Raw genomic sequence first — 15,954 nt, 5'->3', positions numbered from 1 at the left:
GAGATCGCCCACATGAGACTGTTCCACGGCTGGTTATCCAGCGCGTCGCGCCGCGTGCGGCTGTGTATGGCGGAGAAGGGCGTCGATTACGAGAGCGTGCCTGTCGATCTGGCCGCGCAGGAGCACCATTCGCCAGCGTTCCTGGCGATGAATCCGAACGGCGTGGTGCCGGCGCTGGTGCTGGACGATGGCCGTTTCCTGTACGAAAGCGGCACGATCTGCGAATACCTCGACGACGCCCTGCCGCATCCCCCGCTGCGCCCCGCCGACCCGTATGCGCGGGCCACGATGCGCAACTTCGTCCGCTGGACCGACGACAAGCTGCTGCCTAACCTGCTGATCCTGAACTGGAGCATCGCGCTGCAGCCCGTGGCGTCGCAATGGAGCGATGCGGATCTGGCGGGGAAGCTTGCGCGCATCCCGACACCGGAGCGGCGCGAAGCCTGGCGCCGTATCGCACGCAAGCCGTACTCGGACGAGGAGAAGCGCGCGGCGCTCGACGCCTTGCTGGCATTGCTGCCGAAGATGGCATCGATGCTCGACAACGGGTCCTGGCTGATGGGCCCACACTATTCGCTGGCCGATATCGCCGCGGTGCCGTTTATCGCGCGGATTGCCGAACTCGCGCCAGAGGCCATGGCGGCAGACCGCATGCCGGCGGTGGCCGACTGGTGGCAGCGCGTGCAGCAGCGTCCGGCCTTCGCGCAGGCGCGCATCGAACGATTCGACGTCGCGCTGCGAGCGCGAGAGACTACCCTTTCTTGATCCGGAGATTTGACGCATGGCTTCCGAAGGTTCGCTTCCCACGCTCGATATTGCCGCCCATGTGGCCACGCTGACGCTGCAGCGCCCCGATGTGGCCAACCGGCTGGGCCCTGACGATCTGCAGGCATTGCTGCAGCACATTGAAACCGTGAACGGCAGCGATGTCCGCGTGCTGATCCTGCGCAGCACGGGCAAGTACTTCTGCAGCGGCTTCGATATCGGCAAGCTCGCCGCCGGCCAGCGTGGCGCGGGCTTCGAGCCGCTGGTCAATGCGATGGAGGATTGCCGCGCGGTGACCATCGCCGAAATCCAGGGTGGCGTCTACGGCGGCGGCACGGACCTGTCGTTGGCGTGCGACTTCCGGCTCGGCACCGACGCCGTGGAGATGTTCATGCCAGCCGCGCGCCTGGGCCTGCATTTCTATGAGCGCGGCATGCGCCGCTACGTGACGAGGCTGGGCCTGAATGCCGCCAAGCGCCTGTTCCTGACCGCTGAACGGATCCAGGCACCCGAGATGCTGGCGTGTGGGTTCCTGACCGAACTGCTCCCCGCGGATCAACTGCGCGAGCGTGCGGCGCAGTTGGCCGGGACCATCGCCGGGCTGGCGCCCATTGCCGTGCAGGGCATGAAGCGGCATCTGAACGCGATCGCGCGCGGAGACCTGGACACCGCGGCGCTTGCCGAGGACATCCGGCGCGCGACGCAATCGGAAGACATCCGCGAAGGCGCGCTCGCGTGGAAGGAAAAGCGCAAGCCAGCTTTTACGGGCAAGTAAGGTCGCATCACGCAGCAGACAAACACAAGACCAAAAGAAAGGGAGGGGCGATGGAGCACAAGGGAATGTCGCGCAGGCAGTGGCTGAAGTCGGCTGCCGTGCTGACGGCGGGGAGTGCGGTCACGGGAAGCGTGCGCGCGATGGCAGAAGATCCGGTGTTCTCGGTGGTCGAGACCGCCGATGGCAAGGTGCGGGGCCTGCGGTCAGGGGGCGTGCACGTGTTCAAGGGCCTGCGCTACGGCGCCGACACAGGCGGTGCCAACCGCTTCATGCCGCCGCAGCCGGTGGCGAAGTGGAGCGGCGTGCGCGATGCCACCGCCTACGGCAACTACGCGCCGCAGATGCCGGCCGACCGGCGCCGTGCCTACGCGGACCTGATCGCCTACGATCTGCAGCCGGGCGGCATGGGCGAAGACTGCCTGGTGCTGAACCTGTGGACGCCATCGCCCGCAAAGGCCGCGAAGCGGCCGGTGCTCGTGCATCTGCACGGCGGCGGGTTCTATGCGGGATCGGGCAACTCGCCGCAGTTCGACGGCGAGATGATGGCGCGCTTTGGCGACGTGGTGTTCATCACCATCAATCACCGGCTCGGTTCGTTTGGCTACCTGAACCTGGCCGAGGTTGGCGGCGAGCGCTATGCGCAGTCGGGCGCGGTGGGCATGCTCGATATTGTCGCGGCGCTGCGCTGGGTGCGGGAGAACGTGGAGTCGTTCGGCGGGGATCCGGCGCGCGTGCTGGTGTTTGGCCAGTCGGGCGGCGGCCTCAAGACCAGCACGCTGATGGCGATGCCGTCGGCGCAGGGGCTGTTTCATCGCGCTGGCGTCATGAGCGGTTCGGGCATTCGTGTGCTGACGGCGGCGCAGTCCACGGAGGTCGCGGCCAAGTACCTGTCCACGCTCCAGATCGGCAAGGGCTCGGTGGACCGACTGCATACGCTGCCGTTCGAGCAACTGCTGGCGGCGCAAATGCGCTTCGAAGCCGCAGACCGATTGAAGGGCGAGGCGCCACGCGCCTTCGCGCCGTCGATAGACGGTGTGGCGATTCCCCGCCATCCGTTCGATCCGGATGCGCCGGCCATCTCGTCGCAGGTGCCGATGATCATCAGCACGACGCTGGACGAGCGCGCGTACCGCCAGATCAATTTCGATCTCGACGATGCCGGGCTGCTGCGATTCGCGCAGACGCGCGTGGGCGACGACGCGTCGCGTCTGGTGGCGATGTATCGGGATGAGGATCCGCGTGCCACGCCGTTCGTGCTGCAGGCGCGGATCGATACGGACATGACGTTCCGTCGCATCGCCCAGCTGCAGGCGGATCGCAAGGCCGCCGCGCACGCCAGTGGCAACAGCGCGCCGGTGTGGACATATCTGTGGAAGACGCCGAGCCCGGCTTACGGCGGCCGCTATGGCGCGCCGCATGGCGTCGATATCGGACCGAGTCTGCACGACATCCGCATGGGGCTGAACGGGCCGAGCGACACCAGCCTGCGTCTGGCCGATCAACTGGCCAGCGCCTGGGTCAGCTTCGCCGCGACGGGCGACCCCGCCAATGCCAAGACCCCGCAATGGCCAGCGTATTCGGCTACGCGGCGCACCACGTTGGTATTCGATGGCGAGGCCTCCGGCACCCGCGCGCAGGAGGATCCTCGCCGGGCGTTCCGGGAGTACTGGGCCGGGCGGCTGTAGGCCACCCGTGCCGGCTAGGGCTTGAAGAACGACACCGGCGTCATCAGCCGGTTTTCCTGGCTGATCAGGTAGGCGGCGTCGGCGCTTATCTTCAGGTACTCGCCCCAGGCCGGATCCTTCTGCAGCGCCTGGCGCTTGGCCTCGCGGTCGGCCGCGCCTTCATAGACCCAGATGTGCGTGTAGCTGTTCACATTGCCGGTCTCGGTTTGCATATAGGCCAGCGGCTTGCCCAGATGGCGGCTCTGGGTCTCGTAGCCGTGCTCGGCATACAGCGCCAGGTGTTTCTTGATCGTGCCGGGGCGGCAGGTGTAGGTGCGAACGTCGTACAGCATGGGGTTTCCTCCAGGGATAGCGATGGCGATGGCGATGCGTGGCGTCAATCGACGGTGGCGCCGGACTGCTTGACCAGCACGGCCCAGCGCGCCACTTCCTGATTCACGTATTTCTGAAATGCGGGTTGATCGTCCCCGACCGGGTCGGCGCCCAGCCCTTTCAGCCGATCCTTGACGGCGGGGTCGGCCACGCTCTGGACGATGGCCTGCGAGAGCTTCTCGACGGCAGCTTTCGGCGTGCCGGCCGGTGCGAACAGGCCGAACCACGAGCGCGCGGTCATGCCCTGGAACGGCGTTTCGGAGAAGGCGGGCACGTCGGGCAGGGCGGCGTGGCGCTTGTTGCCCGTCACCGCCAGTGCCTTGAGCTTGCCGCTCTGCACTTGCGCGAGGACTTCGGGCAGGTTGGCGAACATGACCTGCACCTGGCCACCCATCACGTCATTGAGCGCCTGCGCCCCGCCCTTGTAGGCCACGTGCGTCATCTTCGTACCAGCCAGCGTGCTGAACTGCTCGCCGGCCAGATGGGAGGCGGTGCCGGTGCCGCCCGACGCGTAATTGACACGGCCGGCGTTGGACTTGGCGTAGGCGGCGAGTTCGGCCGCCGAATTGACCGGTACGGTCGGATTCACCACCAGCAGCAGGGGGACGGACGCCAGGTTCGACAACCCTACGAAATCCCGCGTGAGACTGTAGTTGAGCTTCTGGTAGAGCGATGCGTTGATGGCATGGCTCGACGTGGCCATCAGCAGCGTGTAGCCGTCGGCGTCCGCGCGTGCGGCCGAGACGGCGCCGATATTGCCATTGGCGCCGGCCTTGTTCTCCACCACGACCGACTGCCCGAGCCGGGCCGACATGGCCTGCGCCACGGTGCGCGCGATCACGTCGGTGGCGCCGCCAGCGGCGAACGGCACGATGATGCGCAGGGGATGATCGGGGTATTCCGCCATCGCGCTGAAGGGGATAACGGCCAATACGGCGGCCACGGCAAGGCCCCGCAACGGGGCGATGACTCGGTACATGTCTGTCTCCTGTGCTTTTGGTACTTTTTGGTGCTTATGGATGCACCATGAGGAGCACTGTACGCACGCGCGTGGCGGCAGTGTTAGGACGGATCAGACGTTGAGTTGGACTTTTTCGCGCGTTAGTCGAGCGGACGGCAGTGCTTCCTGCGGAAATCGCCCGGCGTGAGGCCGGTCTGCTTCTTGAAGAAGCGCGCGAAGTAGGCCGGATCCTCGATATTGAGCCGGAACGCGATCTCGGCGATGCCGGTTTCGGTGTTGCTGAGCCAGCGCTTGGCTTCCAGCACCACGCGTTCCTGTACCACCTGGCTGGCGGTGCGCGCCAGGGTGCGCTTGACTGCCTCGTTGAGCTGGCGCTCGCTCACGCAGAGCGCCTCGGCGTACTGGCCGATCGTGCCGAAGCGCAGGTAGTGGGTTTCCACCAGCATCGTGAAGCGGCGCGTGAGGGCCTGATGCGGGCCAACGCCGCCGGCGGGCTCGTTCTCGGGGCACAGGCGGCGCAGGCGCGTGAGCAGGATCAGCAGGCAGGCCTGCACCACGTCCGGGAAGCCGGGCTGGCGATTCCGCGCCTCCTGCTCCATCTCGTCGAGCAATGGCAGCAGGCCGTCATGCTGGTCCGGCGTGAGATAGAGCGCGCTCTGGGTGCGCGTGGGGTGGTAGAACGGGAATTTCGCGGCGTCGTCGGCGCGCGGAAACATCCGGGCGAAGAAGTCAGTGCTGAAGTTCAGCACGTAGCCGTGCGGCTTCACGGATGACGTCCAGGCATGCACCTGCCCGGGCGAGAGGAAGAACACCGAGTGGTCGCGCACGTCGAAATGCGCGAAGTCGAGCATGTGCGTGCCGCTCGCCCGGGTCATCCAGAGCAGGTGATAGTAGTTGTGCCGATGCAGGAAGCCGCGCGGGATGTCGTCGCGGTCCTGCAGCCGTACGAGGTCGAAGTAGAACGACCCATCGCCCGCGAAATCCGATGTCTCGAAGGTGGGAATCTCGCCGGCGGGGCTGGCGGGGAGGGCTTCGGGCAAGCGCGGGTCTCCTTGTGTTTCTGATCCTGGTTACCGGCGCCATGCTATCGCAAAACCGTGCTCACCATCCCCCGAAACGAGGCCATTGCGCTTCCACCACAGTGCTGCCCGCGACGACCGTGTAGGCGCCATGCTGCGCCCCAGTGGCGCACGCGTGATTGGGCAGCACGCGCAACAGCGTGCCGACCGGCAGCATCGGCGTGGCGGACGGATCCGTGCGATGGCTGACGATGCCATGCTCCTGGTTGGCATCGACCATCACCAGATCCGGCAGCGGCTTGCCGTCGATATCGCACACCAGCCCGTAGCCCTGGTCGATCGGCTGCTTCGCGGTGCCACGGTCGCGCGACATCGCCATCCATCCCGCGTCCGTGATCAGCCAGCCTTTCTCGCGCTGGTGGCCGATCACCGTGCACAACACCGACAGGGCGATGTCATCCACGTTGCAGACCCCGATGCCGTGCATCACCAGATCGAAGAACACGAACACGCCGGCCCGGACCTCCGTCACACCTTCGAGCGAGCGGGCGAAATGCGCGGTAGGCGTGCTGCCGACGCTCACCACCGGCGCCCGGTAACCGGCGGCGCGCAGCCGTTCCGCCGCCTGGACCGCGCCGGCGCGCTCCTGCTCGGCGACGGCTTCGATGGCCTCGGCCGAACGGCAATTGTAGGAATCGCCCGCATGGGTGAGCACGCCCGCGAGCCAGGCGCCCGTGCCTTCGTCCTTGCCCAGTGCGGCGGCGATATCGAGCAATGCCGGGTCCGCCGGCTTGACGCCCGAGCGGTGCCCGTCGGTATCGATCTCGATCAACACCGGCACGTTCAGGGCGCGTTCGCGACACCAGTCGGCGAGTGCGTGGGCGGCCTCGACGTTGTCCAGCAACAGCGTCAGCGCGGCGCCGCGTCGCAGAAGGTCTTCGACATGGGGCAGCTTGGACGGCACGATGCCCACTGCGTACAGGATGTCGCGCCAGCCGTGGTCGAGGAAGTAGCCTGCTTCCTTCAACGTTGACACGGTGATGGGCGTGCCCGGTGCGCCGATGCGAGACGCGACGTCGGCGGACTTGTTGGTCTTGGCGTGTGGTCGCAGCGTGACGCCGAAGGGCGCAAGGCGGTCTCGCAGCCGCGCGATATTGCGCTCCATCTTCAGGCGGTCCAGCACGAGGACCGGCGTTTCAAGTGCTTGCAAGTTCATGGGAATCCGTTATGCGAGTGCCAGCACGCGCTGGAGGTTCGAGCCTTGCAGTGTAGAGGGGCCGGACCCTCAGGTGGTTAATGCCATAGAATGGCTTCATTCACCTACAGGTTAATAATGAAGCTGGACATCGAGGATCTGCGGTTCATCCTGGCGCTGGACCGTCTGGGGAGCCTGGCCGCCCTGGCCCGGGAAGAGAATGTCACGCCGCCGGCCGTGACCAAGCGGCTGAGCCAGTTGGAGGCGCGCCTGGGGATCCGGCTGGCCCAGCGGACCACGCGGCGCCTGCAACTGACGCACGAAGGACACCTCCTGGCGCAGCACGCCACTGGCGTTCTGGAGCAGATGCAGGTGATCGAAGAGGCGCTACAGCAGCGTAGTCAGGTTGTGGCGGGCAAGCTGAAGGTCCACGGGCCGTTTGGCTTCGGGCGCCGCTACCTCGGACCGCTGTTGGCGCAGTTTCACAGCACCCATCCTAATCTCGAGGTGCAGTTGTACCTGTCGGACAACCTGATGCTGCCGCGCCAACCCGTGCATGGCCGCGATGCCTTCGACGTGCTGGTCAGCATCGGCACGATCCCGGATTCGCGCTGGATTGCGCATCGCCTTGCCCCGAACCGTCGCATCCTGTGCGCCGCGCCCGAATACCTCGCCAAGGCCCCGCCGTTGGAGACGCCGGCGGACCTTGAACGGCACGCCTGCCTGGTGCTCAGGGAGAACGACGAGGATGTGACGCTGTGGCGCTTTGCCGAAGACGACGGCGACGGCGACAGGAACCATCGCCCAGCGCGATCACGGGAACTGACCGTACGGGTGCGTCCCACGATGGAGAGCAATGATGGCGACGTGGTTCATCACTGGTGCCTGACCGGCAAGGGCATCATGGCGCGGTCGGAATGGGATGTGGCCGATGAACTGGCCGCCGGGCGGCTGGTGGCGCTGCTGCCAGCGTACCGGCTGCCCGATGCGGATGTGATGGCGCTGGTGCCGCAGTCGCGCCAGTCGTCCATGCGCACGCAACGATTCGTCGAGATGCTGCGCAACGCGCTGGGGCCCAGGCCGCCGTGGCGCATGACCCGCCAGCCGTAGAAGGCGGACGGGTCAAGCCAAGGCAGGTTACGACAGCTGAGCCATGGCCGGATCGCTCACCGTATCCTTGCCGGTCTCGATACGGCCCGCGATACGGCGGCGGAGCGACGGTGCCAGATCGCAACTGATCTCGAAGTCGTACCAGTTGCCGCTGTCACCGAGCGTCCAGGTCAGCTCGCCCACCTTGCCGGCCTCGACCTTCTGGCCCCACGGGCCGTCCGTGCGATAGGCCTTGGCGCTCGCGCTGAACGTGCAGGCCTTGTCGCTGCGGTTGTACAGCTTGACCTGCAGCACGGGCGGATCGCACGGTTCGTAGCAGACCTGGATTTCCGTGCCGCCGGCAGCCGACTGCTCGTTCAGGTCGCCCACGAATTCGCGGTGATAGCCGTTCGGGCCCAGCACCCACAGATCGTACTTGCCGTTGTCGGCCGCCACGTTCCACAGGCCGTCCAGACTCTTGCCCGCCTCCACCACGTAGCGGCGCGGAATGGCGTCGAGGTGCAGCTTGTCGTAGACGTGGAAGACCGTGCCAGCCGTTCCGGTGTTCGAGAACATCAGCGTGACGGTCTTGGCGCCGGCGTCGATGCGGGACGTGGTGTGCAGCTCGTACGGCAGCGCGCGCGAGGGACGCGTGCCGGCCACCTGCGGCGGCAACACGGGCGTGGCCGGCACGGGAATCGCGACCGAAGCCTTTTGCGTCAGCGCAAGGTTGTCGACCGTGACCTTGGTGCTGCGGCCCGCCAGCGTCGGCAGGGCGTCCTTGTTCGGGCTGACGAAGTTGAAGGCCGAGGTCAGGTCACCGCACACGGCGCGGCGATAGGCGCCGATCTGCGGCTCCTTCACGCCGAAGCGTTTTTCCAGGAAGAGCAGCGTGGACGTATGGTCGAAGACCTGCGAGTTGACGAAACCACCGCGGCTCCACGGCGAGACGATCCACATCGGCACGCGCGGGCCCGGACCGTAAGGCTTGCCATCGCTGGCCGACTGGTTCGTCGTGGCGGGCGCGTAGTTGTGATACTCGAAGGCCATGTCGGCATCGCTGAGCGTGCTGCCGCCGGCGAGCGTGGCATCGGCATTGCGCGACGGGGCCGAGGGCGGCGGCAGGTGGTCGAAGAAGCCGTCGTTCTCGTCGTAGTTGATCAGCAGCACGGTCTTGCTGAAGACCTCGGGGTTGGCGGTCAGCGCGTCCAGCACCTGCTGCACGTACCAGCCGCCCTGCGCCGGGCTCGACGGCCCCGGGTGTTCGCTATAGAGCGACGGCGGGATGATCCACGAGATTTCCGGCAGCGTGCCGTTCTGCACGTCGTCACGGAAGGACTGGAGCAGGCCGTCGGGCATGGTGTTGCCAAAGCCCTTGGCGAGCGGGCTCAGCGCGTCGTCGATCGTCGGATCGTAGGCGGGCGAGGTGCCGGGCAGCGCCACCGGGCGCCGTGCCACCGGCATCGACTCCATCGCCGTGCGCCAGTGCTGGAAGCTCATCATCTCGTTGCAGCCGTAGTTGTCGGCCAGGCTCTGATACACCTTCCAGCTCACCCCCGCATCCACCAGGCGGTCGGCGTAGGTCTTCCACGTCCAGCCCTGGGTCGACGGTCCCACGTCATTGCCGCCATTGAACTCGTTGACCATGGCCGCCACGTTGGCGCCGCTCGGGCCGTTCGTGCCGGTCCAGTAGAACAGGCGGTTCGGGATCGTGCCGGTGTGCATCGAGCAGTGGTAGGCGTCGCACAGCGTGAACGCATCGGCCAGCGCGCGCTGGAACGGCACCTCGGCGGTGTCGTAGTACGACATCGACAGCCGGTTCTTGGCCACGGGCCAGCGATTCATGCGCCCGTGGTCCCACGCCGCCTGCCCATCGGGCCAGGTATGCGGGGTGCTGCCCGCGCGCTGCGCGTTGCCCAGCGTGGCGTCAAGCCGATAGGGCGTGATCGTGTTGTTCGTGGCGTCGGTCTGGAAGAACGCGTTCTTGCCGTTCGCCAGAGGGATCGCGAAGCGGTCGCCGTAGCCGCGCACGCCCTTGAACGTGCCGAAATAGCTGTCGAAGGAGCGGTTCTCGAGCATCAGCAGCACCACGTGCTTGACGTCCTGGATCGTGCCAGTGGCGTTGTTCGCCTCGATGGCCAGGGCGCGGCGGATGCTGGGCGGGAACGATGCGAGCGTGGCAGCCGCAGCCGCGGTGCCGAGCGTGTTGCGCAGGAAGCTGCGCTTGGACGGGTTGAATGTCATGCCGGGTCGGTGTCGGTTGGATGGGGAGGGCGCGGGCGGCGCGGGGTTAGCGGTCAGGGAGCGGGCGCGCAGTGCGCCGTGGTGCAGGCAGCGGGCGTGGTGCCGGGGCCGCCGTTGCCACCGTCGCCGCCACCCGGGGCGGGCGGCGGGGTGTTGTTGTCGTCGCCGCCGCAGGCGCTCAACAGCAGGGCCAGACACAGTGCACCGGCACCGAGCACCGGCCTGTATATGCGCGAATGAACAGGTTTTGTGGTTGTCATGGGTTCTAGGTCAGAGAAGTTCAGGTGACGGATCGGGTCGCAATCGCCCGCATTCCGTACGGATTCCACGCCGCCTTTGTCTGCCAATGTCTTGATGGACAAGGATCACCCTACTCAGGTGGGGTGCCGGTGGGCGAGACGTGGAGTCTGTCTTCTTGATATGTCAATGATGTGACCAAATCCATACGAAGCGACCGTTTGAAAGTAAAGACATTTCAAATGAATGTCACTTTTTGGGGTTGGAGGCAGGTGGCGGGGAGGGCATTTACTGGCATTCGTCGGGGACTTGAACGCCAACGGTGATACCGTGATGCGATTACCGTGGGCGTGCAGAACGGTCTCGATATCTTCACCGCGGCGGCGCAGCCGAAGAGCTATGTGTCGCTCGATGGCGCCGATCATCTGTTGCAGGACCGGGCGTCGGCGGCCTACGCGGCGAACCTGATTGAAGCGTGGTCGCAGCGCTATCTGCCGGCTGGCGATCGAACCTCACTACCGGAGACACCATGACCTCCCTTTCATCCTCCCGCCGACAGGCATTCCGAAAACAGGTGGCGGCGAAACAGGCGCTGCTGGTGCCCGGCGCGTTCAACGCCATGAGTGCGCGCGTGATCGAGGACCTGGGCTTCCAGGCGGTCTACCTGACCGGCGCGGGCGTCACCAACATGTCATTCGGCCTGCCTGACCTTGGCTTCATCGGCCTGAGCGACATCGCCGAACATACCGCGCGCATCCGGGATGCCGTGGCGTTGCCGATGATCGTCGATGCCGATACAGGGTTTGGCAACGCACTGAATGTTCAGCACGCGGTGCGTACGCTCGAGCGCGCCGGGGCGGATGCGATCCAGCTCGAGGATCAGGTGATGCCCAAGAAATGCGGGCATTTCGCGGGCAAGCACGTCGTCAGCACGAGCGAGATGGTCGCCAAGATCCGCGCGGCGGCCGACGCCCGGCAGGATGACGCGTTCCAGATCATCGCCCGTACGGACGCTGCGGCGGTGCACGGCGTCGAGGACGCCATCGACCGGGGGCACCGCTTTGCGGAGGCGGGCGCCGATATCCTGTTTCTCGAGGCGATTGAAGACTTGCCCGACATCGAGCGCCTGCCCGGACTCTTCCAGATTCCGTTGCTGATCAATATCGTCATCGGCGGCAAGACGCCCGTTCAGGATCGAGACGCGCTTCAGCGGCTCGGCTACGGGCTGGTCCTCTACGCGAACGCGGCGCTGCAGGGCGCGGTACGCGGCATGCAGCAGGCACTGGGCCAGTTGCAGTCGAACGGCCAGATGAACGAGGACCCCGCGATCGTGGCACCGTTCAGCGAGCGCCAGCGCCTGGTCAGGAAGCCGCTCTACGACGAGCTTGACGCCCGGTACAAGAGCGACGACTGAGCACGGGAGCCATCATGAGAACCGCCTTGCTCGTGCTCGACCTGATCAATGACATTGTGGATGCCCAAGGCAAGCTTGCCGGCGGCGGCACCGCAGCCCATGCGCGTTCGCAAGACCTGCTGCGCAACGTCGGTGGAGTCCACCGCGCGCGACGCGCATGACCGGGACTATCAGGTCATCGTCATCCAGGACGCCTGCGGGGCGCGCAGCGACGAAGACCACGGCCACGGGCTGAAGATGGGCTGCGCCACGGGCAGGCCGTGGCGCCGTGAAATCGAAAGACAAGGAGACAGACGATGCGTGTCATGGTGTTGGTGAAAGCGACCGAAGACAGCGAAAGGGGCGACCTGCCCAAAACCGAGATGTTCGAGGCGATGCACAGGTTCAACGAGGAGCTGGCAAAGGCCGGCATCCTGCGCGCGGCCGATGGCCTCAAGCCCTCGTCGCACGGCAGGCGTGTGGCGTTCGATGGTGCCGGTCGTACGGTCATCGACGGACCGTTCGCCCAGACCCGTGAACTGGTGGCCGGCTTCTGGCTCTGGGAAGTCAAGGACATGGACGAAGCCGTCGCCTGGGTGAAACGCTGCCCCAACCCCATGCCAGGGCCGAGCGAGATCGAAATCCGGCCGCTGTACGAGATGTCGGATTTCGAATGAGGGGCTGAGTGCGGCTGCCTACCAGGCCTGGACGCCCAGCTTCACGCCCAGGCCAACCAGCAACACGCCAACGATCCAGCGCTGGGCGGTGAGCAGGCCCGGACGGCCGGCCATCGCCGTGGCCGCACTTCCCGAAGCAATCGCCACGCAGGCATTCACCGAGGCAAAGGCGGCCGTGAGCGCCAATCCCAGCGTGAGCGATTGCCTCAGCACGTCGCCGGCCTGGTAGTCGATGAATTGCGGCAGCACGGAGATGAAGACCAGGGCGAGCTTGGGGTTGAGCAGGCTGGTCACGGCCCCCATCGCCAGCAGCCTGCGTGTCGGCTGCGCATCCGCCTGCGCCACCTGGAGCGGGGAACGGCCGCCGGGGCGCAGGATCCGCCACGCCATGTAAAGCAGATAGCCGCTGCCGAACAGCGTCAGCAGGCGCGCGGCGCCGGGTATCGCCAGGAACAGCGCGCTGATGCCAAAGGCCGCGCCGAACATGTACGAGAGATAACCGAGCATGACGCCCGCCAGCGAGATCAGGCCCGCCCGGGTGCCTTGCGAAATCGAGCGCGCCATCACATAGACCATGTTCGGCCCCGGGGTCACGGCGAGCAGCCCGCCCACCACCAGGAAATCCACCATTGCTTTCATGTCTGCCACCGTCCGAGAGATGAAGACAGTGTCGGGGGGACCGATCCCTAAGTAAAACGGAATATACTGAAGCGATTCATCAGATTATCTGAATCGCATGCGCAAGCTCGACCTCGATGTGCTGGAAATGATCGTTGCCGTGGCGGATGCGGGCTCCTTCGCTCGCGCGGCGGAGGCGCTGCACCGCTCGCCCTCGGCCGTCAGCATGCAGATCAAGGCGATCGAGGATGTCCTGGGCAAGCCGCTGTTCGTGCGGAATACCCGCAACGTCGCGCTGACCGACGACGGCCGGATGCTCACCGACTACGGCCGGCAGATGCTGGCCCTGCGCGAGGAGGCCTGGTCGGCGGTGGTGCGGCCGGAGATTCGCGGCCGCGTGACGATTGGCGTGCCGGACGACTACGCGTCGTCCCTGCTGCCTTCCGTCCTGCGCAAGTTCGCAGCCGCCCATCCGCGCGTGGAGATCCGCGTCATCGGCATGCCCAGCCACGCGCTGGTTCCCCTCCTGAAGGACAACACGCTCGACCTCGCCTGCATGACCAGGTCGCATGGCGTGAGCGGCGAGTTCCTCCGATATGAGCCGATGGACTGGGTGGCCGCGCGAGGGGCAACCCAGATCTGGAAGGAGCGGCCATTGCCGATCGCCGTCTTTCCGCAGGGCAGCGCGGGGCGCGCCAGCGCCATCCACGCGCTGCAGCAGGCCGGCATCCCGTTTCGCATGTCCTACGAGAGCCCGAGCCTGCTTGGCCTGATCAGCATGGTCGACGCCGGCCTGGCCGTCGCCCCGCTCGCCCGTTGCAGCATCCCGGCGCAGCTAGATGCCCTCGGGGCGGCGGAAGGGCTGCCGGAACTGCCGCCGCTCGAAGTGATCCTCGCCCGAAGCGCCGGCTCCGCCCGCCCGCCATGCGATTTCCTGGCCGAACAGTTGCTGGCTAATTTGAAGGGGTGAGGGGTCTGGAACGCGTAATCACTCAGCTAAAAGCTATCTATAAGACACGTCGCGTTGACTGTCCGGTTGTCATAAGCGCCGTTTCCGGGTCACATGTTTTCGCTGCATAGCGGGCGTGCCGCCGCGCGGAAACTGTTATGAATCTGCCATGAAGCGCACCACCTCGATTCCGCAACCGGCCGATGCCGGACTCCTGTCCGGCGACGCGGCCCATCCCGCTGACGGCGAGGACCGCAATTTCGTGACGGCGCTGGCGCGCGGGCTGGAGCTGCTGCGCGCGTTCGGCCCGAATGACGATTTCCTCGGGAATGCGGAGCTGTCGCGCCGGACCGGCATTCCGCGTCCCACGGTGTCGCGGCTGACCTACACGCTGGCGAGTCTCGGCTATCTGGTCTATGTGGAGGGACAGGAGAAGTACCGCATCGGGCAGGGCGCGATGCTGCCCGGACAGCGTTACCTTTCCGGCGCAGGCATCCGTGACATTGCCCAGCCGCTGATGCAGTCGCTGGCCTTCGCGACCGACTGCACCGTGGCGCTGGCGGCCCCGGACCGCCACGACATGCTGTACCTGGAAGTCTGCCAGCCGCGCGGCGCGCTGGTTATGCGCCTGACGCCGGGCTCGCGGCTGCCCATGGCCACGTCCGCCATCGGGCGTGCGTGGCTGGCCGGGCTGGCCCCGGCACGCCGCACGGCGGTGCTGGCGGAACTGGAGCGGCACCACGGCCCGCGCTGGCCGGGTCTGCGCGCCAAGCTGGATCGCGCCTTGCGCGACCACGCGCGGCGCGGCTTCTGCCTGGCCCATGCGGAGTGGGACCGCACGGTCAGCGGCGTGGCCGCGCCGGTGCGCCTGCAGGATGGCGCGGAGGTACTGTCGATCAATATCGGCGGGGCGTCCACGCGTCTTTCGCCCGAAATTCTCGAAACCAATCTCGGCCCGCGCATCCGCGAACTGGCCGATACGCTGGCCGCACGGCTCTGGCAGGCGGCCTGACGACCGAACACGCGAACGCTCGAACATTCGAACACCAAGAGGAGACAAGCATGGAGATTCGTAACAAGACCGTCATCGTGACGGGCGGCGGCACGGGCATCGGCCGGGCGCTGGTGCTGGCGTTCGCACAGGCCGGCGCGCGCGGCGTGGCCGTGGCGGACATCGACCACGCCGGCGCTGCCCAGGTGGCCGCCGAGGCCGCGGCGGCGGCGCCCGACTGCCAGATCTTCGCCCAGCGCGTGGATGTGGCCGATGCGGCCGCCGTGCAGGGGCTTGTCGATACGGCCACGGAGCGCTTTGGTCAGGTAGACATCTTCTGCTCGAACGCCGGCATCATCCTGCGCAAGGGGCTGGACGCCACTGACGCCGAATGGCAGCGCATCTGGGAGATCAACGTCATGGCCCATATCCACGCGGCCAAGGCGGTACTGCCGCAGATGCTCGAGCGCGGCGAGGGCTACTTCGTCAACACGGTGTCGGCGGCGGGTTTGCTGTCGCAGATCGGCTCGGCGCCCTATGCGGTGACCAAGCACGCGGCCATCGGCTTTGCGGAATGGCTGTCGATTACCTATGGAGAGCAGGGCATCCGGGTCAGCTGCATCTGCCCGCAGGGCGTGCAGACCAAAATGCTGTTTGGCGAGGGCGGCGAGCGCAAGGGCTTCCTGCAGGCAGGTTCCGTCACGCCGGAGCATGTTGCCGAGAAGACGCTCGAAGGCGTGGCCAATGAGAGTTTCCTGATTTTGCCGCACCCGGAGGTGCTCGAGTACTACCGCCGCAAGGGCCAGGATTACGACCGCTGGCTGCGCGGCATGCGCCGCCTGCACGACCAGGTGTCTAAGGAATTCGGAAATATCGCCGTATAAGATGACAGGCGGCAGAAGATCGCCGCCCATCCCAAAAAAAGACAAGACAATCAGGAGACAACTTCATGCGAGTACGTGTATACCCGCGCCGCCGCTTTAT

Annotated in this window: 18 protein-coding genes and 1 pseudogene; 12 read left to right on the top strand and 7 right to left on the bottom strand. The window is 66.3% G+C overall.

Annotated features, from left to right (window positions below):
• The first annotated feature begins 12 nt into the window (after window positions 1-12).
• The 3 genes from AC1DFU_RS09665 to AC1DFU_RS09655 all read left to right on the top strand — a co-directional run bounded on the left by AC1DFU_RS09665 (window position 13) and on the right by AC1DFU_RS09655 (window position 3,225).
• Entirely contained in the window at window positions 13-765 is a 753-nt protein-coding gene (locus AC1DFU_RS09665) for a glutathione S-transferase family protein (RefSeq protein ID WP_441592839.1), read from the top strand.
• Window positions 766-781: 16 nt separating this feature from the next.
• Window positions 782-1,540 (top strand): enoyl-CoA hydratase/isomerase family protein, encoded by a 759-nt coding sequence (locus AC1DFU_RS09660; protein WP_441592838.1) that lies wholly within the window; start codon window positions 782-784, stop codon window positions 1,538-1,540.
• Between the two features lie 65 nt (window positions 1,541-1,605).
• Window positions 1,606-3,225, top strand: a complete 1,620-nt coding sequence (locus AC1DFU_RS09655; RefSeq protein ID WP_441592837.1) for a carboxylesterase/lipase family protein — start codon at window positions 1,606-1,608, stop codon at window positions 3,223-3,225.
• A gap of 14 nt (window positions 3,226-3,239) precedes the next feature.
• Here AC1DFU_RS09655 and AC1DFU_RS09650 read toward each other — a convergent pair whose 3' ends face one another.
• The 4 genes from AC1DFU_RS09650 to AC1DFU_RS09635 all read right to left on the bottom strand — a co-directional run bounded on the left by AC1DFU_RS09650 (window position 3,240) and on the right by AC1DFU_RS09635 (window position 6,793).
• On the bottom strand, window positions 3,240-3,557 hold the full coding sequence (locus AC1DFU_RS09650; RefSeq protein ID WP_441592836.1) for an NIPSNAP family protein: 318 nt from the start codon (window positions 3,555-3,557) through the stop codon (window positions 3,240-3,242).
• A gap of 44 nt (window positions 3,558-3,601) precedes the next feature.
• A complete protein-coding gene (locus AC1DFU_RS09645; protein ID WP_092294532.1) occupies window positions 3,602-4,576 on the bottom strand; it encodes a Bug family tripartite tricarboxylate transporter substrate binding protein in 975 nt (324 codons plus the stop codon).
• A gap of 122 nt (window positions 4,577-4,698) precedes the next feature.
• A complete protein-coding gene (locus AC1DFU_RS09640) occupies window positions 4,699-5,598 on the bottom strand; it encodes a helix-turn-helix domain-containing protein (RefSeq protein ID WP_441592835.1) in 900 nt (299 codons plus the stop codon).
• Window positions 5,599-5,659: 61 nt separating this feature from the next.
• A complete protein-coding gene (locus AC1DFU_RS09635) occupies window positions 5,660-6,793 on the bottom strand; it encodes a DSD1 family PLP-dependent enzyme (protein WP_441592834.1) in 1,134 nt (377 codons plus the stop codon).
• 90 nt (window positions 6,794-6,883) lie between these two features.
• Here AC1DFU_RS09635 and AC1DFU_RS09630 point away from each other — a divergent pair, with 90 nt between their 5' ends.
• On the top strand, window positions 6,884-7,882 hold the full coding sequence (locus AC1DFU_RS09630) for a LysR family transcriptional regulator (protein ID WP_441592833.1): 999 nt from the start codon (window positions 6,884-6,886) through the stop codon (window positions 7,880-7,882).
• A 27-nt stretch (window positions 7,883-7,909) separates the two neighbouring features.
• Here the strand turns inward: AC1DFU_RS09630 and AC1DFU_RS09625 are convergent, their stop codons facing one another.
• Together AC1DFU_RS09625 and AC1DFU_RS09620 are read right to left on the bottom strand one after the other, a co-directional pair.
• Window positions 7,910-10,105, bottom strand: coding sequence for a phosphocholine-specific phospholipase C (locus AC1DFU_RS09625; protein WP_441592832.1), 2,196 nt, complete (start codon window positions 10,103-10,105; stop codon window positions 7,910-7,912).
• Window positions 10,106-10,158: 53 nt separating this feature from the next.
• Window positions 10,159-10,467 carry a hypothetical protein gene (locus tag AC1DFU_RS09620; RefSeq protein WP_441592831.1) on the bottom strand — a complete coding sequence of 103 codons (309 nt, stop codon included), beginning with the start codon at window positions 10,465-10,467 and terminating at the stop codon, window positions 10,159-10,161.
• Window positions 10,468-10,686: 219 nt separating this feature from the next.
• On the opposite strand from AC1DFU_RS09620, the gene AC1DFU_RS09615 reads away from it, so the two are divergent.
• The 5 genes and pseudogenes from AC1DFU_RS09615 to AC1DFU_RS09595 form a co-directional block, all read left to right on the top strand.
• Window positions 10,687-10,875, top strand: a complete 189-nt coding sequence (locus tag AC1DFU_RS09615) for a hypothetical protein (protein WP_177219911.1) — start codon at window positions 10,687-10,689, stop codon at window positions 10,873-10,875.
• Window positions 10,872-11,756, top strand: coding sequence for an isocitrate lyase/PEP mutase family protein (locus AC1DFU_RS09610; protein ID WP_441592830.1), 885 nt, complete (start codon window positions 10,872-10,874; stop codon window positions 11,754-11,756). Before AC1DFU_RS09615 ends, AC1DFU_RS09610 begins: the two co-directional genes overlap by 4 nt.
• 14 nt (window positions 11,757-11,770) lie before the next feature.
• Window positions 11,771-11,917, top strand: a complete 147-nt coding sequence (locus AC1DFU_RS09605; RefSeq protein ID WP_441592851.1) for a hypothetical protein — start codon at window positions 11,771-11,773, stop codon at window positions 11,915-11,917.
• Window positions 11,856-12,074, top strand: coding sequence for an isochorismatase family protein (locus AC1DFU_RS09600; protein WP_441592849.1), 219 nt, complete (start codon window positions 11,856-11,858; stop codon window positions 12,072-12,074). The genes AC1DFU_RS09605 and AC1DFU_RS09600 overlap by 62 nt, the downstream gene beginning before the upstream one ends.
• Window positions 12,053-12,406, top strand: a pseudogene (locus tag AC1DFU_RS09595) (YciI family protein); the annotation flags it as partial. The gene AC1DFU_RS09600 and the pseudogene AC1DFU_RS09595, both read left to right, overlap by 22 nt.
• 24 nt (window positions 12,407-12,430) lie before the next feature.
• On the opposite strand, the gene AC1DFU_RS09590 reads toward AC1DFU_RS09595, so the two are convergent.
• Window positions 12,431-13,051: a LysE family translocator gene (locus tag AC1DFU_RS09590; RefSeq protein ID WP_177219912.1), complete on the bottom strand. Its 621-nt coding sequence runs from the start codon at window positions 13,049-13,051 to the stop codon at window positions 12,431-12,433.
• A gap of 97 nt (window positions 13,052-13,148) precedes the next feature.
• On the opposite strand from AC1DFU_RS09590, the gene AC1DFU_RS09585 reads away from it, so the two are divergent.
• The 3 genes from AC1DFU_RS09585 to AC1DFU_RS09575 all read left to right on the top strand — a co-directional run bounded on the left by AC1DFU_RS09585 (window position 13,149) and on the right by AC1DFU_RS09575 (window position 15,854).
• Entirely contained in the window at window positions 13,149-14,000 is an 852-nt protein-coding gene (locus tag AC1DFU_RS09585; protein WP_441592829.1) for a LysR substrate-binding domain-containing protein, read from the top strand.
• Window positions 14,001-14,148: 148 nt separating this feature from the next.
• A complete protein-coding gene (locus tag AC1DFU_RS09580; protein WP_092294552.1) occupies window positions 14,149-14,991 on the top strand; it encodes an IclR family transcriptional regulator in 843 nt (280 codons plus the stop codon).
• 50 nt (window positions 14,992-15,041) lie between these two features.
• On the top strand, window positions 15,042-15,854 hold the full coding sequence (locus tag AC1DFU_RS09575; protein WP_092294554.1) for an SDR family oxidoreductase: 813 nt from the start codon (window positions 15,042-15,044) through the stop codon (window positions 15,852-15,854).
• The last annotated feature ends 100 nt before the right edge of the window (window positions 15,855-15,954 follow it).

This window comes from Cupriavidus sp. 10L45 (genome assembly GCF_056395225.1).
Note: the sequence above shows the minus strand (reverse complement) of the source record. Positions and strands in the feature narration are given on the sequence as shown.

Coding starts and splice junctions, on each gene's coding strand:
- AC1DFU_RS09575 (WP_092294554.1), top strand. CDS start 15,042: ATGGAGATTCGTAACAAGACCGTCATCGTGACGGGCGGCGGCACGGGC.
- AC1DFU_RS09660 (WP_441592838.1), top strand. CDS start 782: ATGGCTTCCGAAGGTTCGCTTCCCACGCTCGATATTGCCGCCCATGTG.
- AC1DFU_RS09655 (WP_441592837.1), top strand. CDS start 1,606: ATGTCGCGCAGGCAGTGGCTGAAGTCGGCTGCCGTGCTGACGGCGGGG.
- AC1DFU_RS09605 (WP_441592851.1), top strand. CDS start 11,771: ATGAGAACCGCCTTGCTCGTGCTCGACCTGATCAATGACATTGTGGAT.
- AC1DFU_RS09580 (WP_092294552.1), top strand. CDS start 14,149: ATGAAGCGCACCACCTCGATTCCGCAACCGGCCGATGCCGGACTCCTG.
- AC1DFU_RS09585 (WP_441592829.1), top strand. CDS start 13,149: ATGCGCAAGCTCGACCTCGATGTGCTGGAAATGATCGTTGCCGTGGCG.
- AC1DFU_RS09625 (WP_441592832.1), bottom strand. CDS start 10,105: ATGACATTCAACCCGTCCAAGCGCAGCTTCCTGCGCAACACGCTCGGC.
- AC1DFU_RS09590 (WP_177219912.1), bottom strand. CDS start 13,051: ATGAAAGCAATGGTGGATTTCCTGGTGGTGGGCGGGCTGCTCGCCGTG.
- AC1DFU_RS09600 (WP_441592849.1), top strand. CDS start 11,856: ATGCGCGTTCGCAAGACCTGCTGCGCAACGTCGGTGGAGTCCACCGCG.
- AC1DFU_RS09635 (WP_441592834.1), bottom strand. CDS start 6,793: ATGAACTTGCAAGCACTTGAAACGCCGGTCCTCGTGCTGGACCGCCTG.
- AC1DFU_RS09650 (WP_441592836.1), bottom strand. CDS start 3,557: ATGCTGTACGACGTTCGCACCTACACCTGCCGCCCCGGCACGATCAAG.
- AC1DFU_RS09645 (WP_092294532.1), bottom strand. CDS start 4,576: ATGTACCGAGTCATCGCCCCGTTGCGGGGCCTTGCCGTGGCCGCCGTA.
- AC1DFU_RS09610 (WP_441592830.1), top strand. CDS start 10,872: ATGACCTCCCTTTCATCCTCCCGCCGACAGGCATTCCGAAAACAGGTG.
- AC1DFU_RS09630 (WP_441592833.1), top strand. CDS start 6,884: ATGGCTTCATTCACCTACAGGTTAATAATGAAGCTGGACATCGAGGAT.
- AC1DFU_RS09665 (WP_441592839.1), top strand. CDS start 13: ATGAGACTGTTCCACGGCTGGTTATCCAGCGCGTCGCGCCGCGTGCGG.